The organism is Actinomadura sp. NPDC048032 (genome assembly GCF_040653175.1).
Classification (GTDB): domain Bacteria; phylum Actinomycetota; class Actinomycetes; order Streptosporangiales; family Streptosporangiaceae; genus Spirillospora; species Spirillospora verrucosospora.
Window position 1 is genome coordinate 1 of sequence record NZ_JBEZJP010000476.1, and the last position, 5841, is coordinate 5841.

The window sequence follows — 5841 nt, forward strand, 5'->3', positions numbered from 1 at the left end:
CGCGCGCGTATGACCCGTCATGAGGCAGACGGCAGGGAACCGTTCGCGGCGGTGCGCCGCCCTCGCCGGAGCGCTCGCGCTGGCCGCGCTGACGGCGGACATCGGCAGGGCGCTGCGGGACGCCGGGGTCCGGCCCGGCGGCGTCGTCCACCTGGCCGCCTACATGGCCAACGTCGACCTGCCGGGCGAGGAGGAGCGGCTGGAGAAGCTCCTGCTGTCCCGGGGCGCCGCGCCGAGCGTGACGGTCGGCAACGACACGTTCGCGCTGCTGCGCAGCGCCGTCACCGAGGGCTGGGGCGTCGCGGTGGTCTGCGGCGCCGGCATCAACTGCGCGGGCGTCGCCCCCGACGGGCGCACCGCGCGGTTCCCGTCCCTCGGCGCCCACACCGGCGACTGGGGCGGCGGCGGGGAGCTCGGCCGCTCGGCTCTGTGGCACGCCATCCGCGGCGAGGACGGCCGGGGACCGGAGACGGCGCTGACCGCCGCGGTCGCCGCCCACTTCGGTCTGGCCCGCGCCATCGACGTGGGCCTCGCCCTCCACCTCGGCGAGATCGAGCAGGGGCGGCTCACCTCCCTGGCGCCCGTCCTGCTCGACATCGCCGAGGCCGGCGACCCGGTGGCCCGCGGCGTGGTGCTCCGGCTGGCGGAGGAGGTGGCGATCCTCGGCTCGGTCGCGCTGCGCCGCCTGGACCTGCTGGACGCCCCCGCCGACGTCGTCCTCGGCGGCGGGGTCCTGGCGGCCCGTCGGCCGCTGCTGATGGAGGCGGTCGCGGACCGCTACGCCGACCTCGCCCCCCGCGCACGCCTGCTGGTCCCCGAGGACCCCCCGCTGCTCGGCGCCGCGCTCCTCGCCCTCGACCACGTCGCCGCCCCGCCGTCCGCCCACGCGGCCCTGCGCACCGCGTTCCGCCGCCGCTGACCCGCGGTCGGGCCGCCGACGTCGGGATGCCTACCATGGCGATGGACGGGTGGTCCGGAGGCCTGGATTCGCTGAACGGCCCCCGCCCTTGACGTTGTAAGGTTCCGCCGGTGCGGGAGGGGGACGCCGTGGAGATCGGGTTCGCGGTGCCGGGGTCCGGCGCGTGGGCGACCCCGCGCAACCAGGTGACGGTGGCGCGGCGTGCCGAGGAGCTCGGCTACCGCTCGCTGTGGACGCTGCAGCGAGTCCTCAACCCGGCCGGGTCGACCGACCTCACCTACCGCAACGTCCCCGACCCGCTGATCACCCTGGCCTACCTCGCCGCCCACACCTCCCGGGCGCGGCTCGGCGTCGCGGTCGTGAACCTTCCGTTCTACGCGCCGCCGATCCTCGCCAAGCAGGCCGCCACCCTCGACCACGTCAGCGGGGGACGCCTGGACCTCGGGCTCGGGATCGGCTGGATGCGCGAGGAGTTCGCGGCGGTCGGCGCCCCCATGGAGCGCCGCGGCGCCCGCGCCGAGGAGTTCATCGCCGCGCTGCGCGCCCTGTGGGCCGGCGGGTCCGGGGACCCGGCGCGATTCCACGGCGAGTTCTACGACATCCCGCCCGTGACGATGGACCCGCCCCCGCTCCAGCCGTCCGGGCCGCCGATCCTGCTGGGCGGCGGCGCCGAACCCGCCCTGCGGCGCGCGGGCCGGCTGGCCGAGGGCTGGGTCAGCTCCAGCCGCGCCGACCTCGCCGCGATCGGCCGCTCCGTGGAGGTGGTGCGGGAGGCCGCCGAGGAGGCCGGGCGGGACGCGTCCGCGCTGCGGTTCGTGTGCCGGGGCGCGGTCCGGGTCCGCCCCGCGGGGCGGGAGGAGCGGCGCCCGCTCACCGGCTCCTTCGAGGAGATCCGCGGCGACTTCGGGGCGCTGGCGCGGCAGGGCGTCACCGAGCTGTTCGTGGACCTGAACTTCGATCCGGAGATCACCGGGCCGGACGCCGATCCGGACGCGTCGCTGGACCGCGCCCTGGAGGCGCTGGAGGCGTTCGCGCCGGGCCGATGACTACAGGGGCGGCCGCCGCGCCTCCCAGGGGGTGCTGAGCACGACCGTGGTGCGCGTCGCGACGTTCGCGGCGGCGCGGATCTTCTGCAGCAGGTCCTCCAGCTCGTTCGGCGAGGCGACCCGGACCTTGAGGATGTAGCTCTCCTCCCCCGCCACCGAGTGGCACGCCTCGATCGCCTGCAGGTGCGCCAGCCGGTCGGGGGCGTCGTCGGGGGCCGCCGGGTCGATCGGCTTGATCGACACGAAGGCGGTCAGCGGCAGGCCGATCTCCCGGTTGTCGAGCTGGGCGGCGAAGCCCTTGATGACGCCGCGCTTCTGCAGCCGCCGGACGCGCTGGTGCACCGCCGACACCGACAGGCCCGTCTCCTTGGCCAGGTCGGTGAAACTCATCCGCCCGTCGTCGGCCAGCAGGGCCATGATCTGACGATCGATCTCCTCCACGCGGGAAATCTAGCGCGCCGGAGCCCGTGCGCGGGCCCCCGTTCGATCACGGATCGGCTTTCCCGCAGGGGCGGGAGCGCAGCGCCGACCGCGTGCGGCTAGCGGCGCGCGCTCCGCAGCGGCCCGCAGCTGCCGCGCACCACCAGTTCCGTCGGCAGCACGACCGGGCCTCCCCTGCCGCGCCGGGCGGGCTCGCGCAGCAGCAGCTCGCAGGCGCGGTAGCCGATGTCGTGGCCGGGCCTGGCCACGGCGGTCAGCGGCGGATCGCACAGCTCCGCCCACGCGACGTCGTCCACCATCGCGATGGACACGTCGGCCGGCACCCGCAGGTCGAGCTCGCGGGCGACCAGGACGGCGGCCTCGCCGAGCAGGTGCCCGGCGGCCAGGACGGCGGTGACGTCCGCGCGGCGCTGCAGCAGCCCGGCGGCGGCCGCGTAGGCGGCGTCGCGGGCGGGACGGGCGGCCACGACGAGGTCCTCCTCCACGGGCAGGCCCAGCTGCGCCAGGGTGCCGCGGAACGCCCGCTCGCGCGCGCCCGCGGGACGGCCCGGCGCGCCGCCGAGGAACCCGATGCGGCGGTGCCCGAGCCCGGCGAGGTACTCGGTGAGGGACCGCACGCCGCCCGCGTCGTCGGCCAGCACGGACGGGACGTCGGGCAGCCCGGGCAGGACCCGGTCGGCGAACACGACGCTGGAGCACACCCGGGCCGCGGCGCGCCAGTCGGCCTCGTCCCCGGCGGGCAGCGCGATGATCCCGTCGACCCGCTGCTCGACGAGCCGGTCGACGATCTCGGCCTCGCGGGAGGGGTCGCCGTGCGCGGCGTCCACGATGACGTGCTCGCCGAGGGTGCGGGCGCAGGCCAGCACGCCCGCGACCACCTCGGCGCAAAACGGGTCGGTGACGTCGGGGACGACCAGGCCGATGCCGCCGCTGCGGCGCAGCTTCAGGCCTCGGCCGAGGGCGCTCGGCCGGTAGTCCAGCTCGCGGGCCGCGGCCAGCACCCGCTCGCGGGTCGCGGCGCTCGCCGAGCCCGTCCCGGAGAACACCCGCGACACCGTGGCGATGCCGACGCCCGCCGCCGCGGCCACGTCCTTGATCGTCGCCGCCCGCCGTTCCGCCACCCGCGCACCGTCCCTTTCCGCCCGTTTCGATCATCTTCTCACGATGACGTCTCCCCTGGAAACGATTCCATGATGTTTACTCCAGCCAATACGACATATCCCCTGCTCGGCGGGGGAACGGCGGAAACGTTTCCAAAGGGGTTCGGATGGCCAAGATCGTGCTGGACCGGGTCGACAAGGTGTACGGCGGCGGAGTCAAGGCCGTCGACGGGCTCGACCTGGAGATCCGCGACGGCGAGTTCATGGTGCTGGTCGGGCCGTCCGGCTGCGGCAAGTCCACCGCGCTGCGGATGATCGCCGGGCTGGAGGAGATCTCCGGCGGGAAGATCTCCATCGGCGACCAGGTCGTCAACGACCTCGCGCCGAAGGACCGCGACATCGCGATGGTGTTCCAGAACTACGCCCTCTACCCGCACATGACGGTCGAGCAGAACCTCGCGTTCGGCCTCAAGCTGCGCGGGACGCCGAAGGCGGAGATCAAGCAGAAGGTCCGCGACGCCGCCAAGATGCTCGGCCTGGAGCAGTACCTGTCCCGCAAGCCGGCCGCGCTGTCGGGCGGCCAGCGGCAGCGCGTCGCGATGGGCCGCGCCATCGTCCGCCAGCCGCAGGCGTTCCTGATGGACGAGCCGCTGTCCAACCTCGACGCCAAGCTCCGCGTCTCCATGCGCGCCTCCCTCAGCCAGCTGCACGAGCGGCTCGGCGTCACCACCGTGTACGTCACCCACGACCAGGTCGAGGCCATGACGCTCGGATCGCGGGTGTGCGTGCTGCGCGAGGGCAAGCTCCAGCAGGTCGACACCCCGCAGCGGCTGTTCGACAACCCCGTCAACCTGTTCGTGGCCGGGTTCATCGGCTCGCCCGCGATGAACTTCGTGCTCGCCGACCTCGAGACCGGCGACGGCGGGGCGCGGGTCTCCTTCGCCGGCTACACGCTGCCCGTCCCGGCCGCGGTCATGGACGACAAGCCGGGCCTGGGCGACTACCTCGGCAAGAAGGTCATCCTCGGCATCCGCCCGTCGGACTTCGAGGACTCCGCGCACGCCCAGCCCGGCTGGGCGCCGATGGCGGTGCGCAGCAGCGTCACCGAGGAGCTCGGCAGCGAGATCAACGTGATCTTCACGATCGACGCCCCGCCGGTCGAGCACAAGGACACCGCCGACCTGGCCGAGGACGCCGCCGAGGGCGAGGCCGAGGCGATCCCGCTGATCGACAACAAGGCGCTGTGGACGGCCCGCGTCAACTCCCGCTCGCACGTGCGCCCGGGGCAGGACGTGGACCTCGCCGTCGACACGCGCCGCCTGCACTTCTTCGACCCGTCCAGCGGTCTGGCCATCGGGCACCCCGACGTCGCCGAACGGCACGGCGCCGCGGACCTGCGCAAGTCCGGCTGACCATCCCGCTGCGACAGGGCGGTGCCCACGGCCTCGGTGAGGCCGTGGGCACCGTCGTCCCGGCGGGCGTCACTTCACCGAGCCGGCGAGCACTCCCTGGACGAAGTAGCGCTGGAAGGCGAAGAACACGATCAGCGGGACGACCAGCGACAGGAACGCGCCGGGCGCGAGGATGTCGATGTTGCCGGTGAACTGCCGCATCTGCGACTGCAGCCACTTGGTCATCGGCTGCGACCCGGTGTCGGCGAACACCAGCGCGACCAGCAGGTCGTTCCACACCCACAGGAACTGGAAGATGCCGAGCGAGGCGATCGCCGGGCCGCCCAGCGGGAAGATCACCCGGCGGAAGATCGTCCACTCCGAGCCGCCGTCCATCCGCGCCGCCTCCAGCAGGTCCCGGGGGATCGCCGCGAAGAAGTTGCGGAGCAGGAAGATGGCGAACGGCAGCCCGAAGGCCACGTGGAACAGCACGACCCCGGTGATCGAGCCGAACATGTGGAAGCTTCCGAACTCGATGTAGCCGTACAGCCTGGCGACCGGGATCAGCGCGACCTGGACCGGCACCACCAGCAGCGCCACGACGCCGAGGAACAGCCAGTCCCGTCCGGGGAACTCCATCCAGGCGAACGCGTAGGCGGCCAGCGAGGCGATCGCGACCACCAGCAGCGTCGCCGGGACGGTGATCAGCACCGTGTTCCAGAACGAGTCGACGAAGTCGCCCTTGTCCAGCAGCGCGCCGTAGGACTCGGCGGTCAGCTGCGCCGGCTTGGCGAACACGTTCCACCAGCCGTCGGCGTTGTTGTCCTCGTTGGAGCGCAGCGAGGCGACCAGCAGGCCGAGGGTCGGCACCAGCCAGAACAGCCGGTCGCCGAGCAGCCGGTAGAGCGCCGCCTGCCGCGACGCGGTGGCGACGGTCAGCACGC

At 73.9% G+C, this 5841-nt stretch carries 6 protein-coding genes; 3 read left to right on the forward strand and 3 right to left on the reverse strand.

The genetic code is table 11. The features are described 5' to 3' along the window. The first annotated feature begins 19 nt into the window (after window positions 1–19). Both AB0C69_RS36740 and AB0C69_RS36745 read left to right on the forward strand, forming a co-directional pair. The gene (locus AB0C69_RS36740) at window positions 20–919 is read left to right on the forward strand and encodes a BadF/BadG/BcrA/BcrD ATPase family protein (protein ID WP_360360174.1); all 900 of its coding nucleotides are present in this window, start codon (window positions 20–22) and stop codon (window positions 917–919) included. 110 nt (window positions 920–1029) lie between these two features. Continuing rightward, window positions 1030–1965, forward strand: coding sequence for a TIGR03619 family F420-dependent LLM class oxidoreductase (locus AB0C69_RS36745; protein ID WP_360360177.1), 936 nt, complete (start codon window positions 1030–1032; stop codon window positions 1963–1965). On the opposite strand, the gene AB0C69_RS36750 is transcribed toward AB0C69_RS36745, so the two are convergent. After that, window positions 1966–2406 (reverse strand): Lrp/AsnC family transcriptional regulator, encoded by a 441-nt coding sequence (locus AB0C69_RS36750; protein ID WP_345183031.1) that lies wholly within the window; start codon window positions 2404–2406, stop codon window positions 1966–1968. A gap of 98 nt (window positions 2407–2504) precedes the next feature. Then, window positions 2505–3527, reverse strand: a complete 1023-nt coding sequence (locus AB0C69_RS36755) for a LacI family DNA-binding transcriptional regulator (RefSeq protein WP_360360181.1) — start codon at window positions 3525–3527, stop codon at window positions 2505–2507. Window positions 3528–3673: 146 nt separating this feature from the next. Here AB0C69_RS36755 and ugpC point away from each other — a divergent pair, with 146 nt between their 5' ends. After that, complete coding sequence (gene ugpC / locus AB0C69_RS36760) at window positions 3674–4918, forward strand: sn-glycerol-3-phosphate ABC transporter ATP-binding protein UgpC (RefSeq protein ID WP_345183028.1); 1245 nt, start codon at window positions 3674–3676, stop codon at window positions 4916–4918. A gap of 69 nt (window positions 4919–4987) precedes the next feature. Here the strand turns inward: ugpC and AB0C69_RS36765 are convergent, their stop codons facing one another. Continuing rightward, window positions 4988–5839, reverse strand: a complete 852-nt coding sequence (locus AB0C69_RS36765) for a carbohydrate ABC transporter permease (RefSeq protein ID WP_360360184.1) — start codon at window positions 5837–5839, stop codon at window positions 4988–4990. Window positions 5840–5841: the final 2 nt, after the last annotated feature.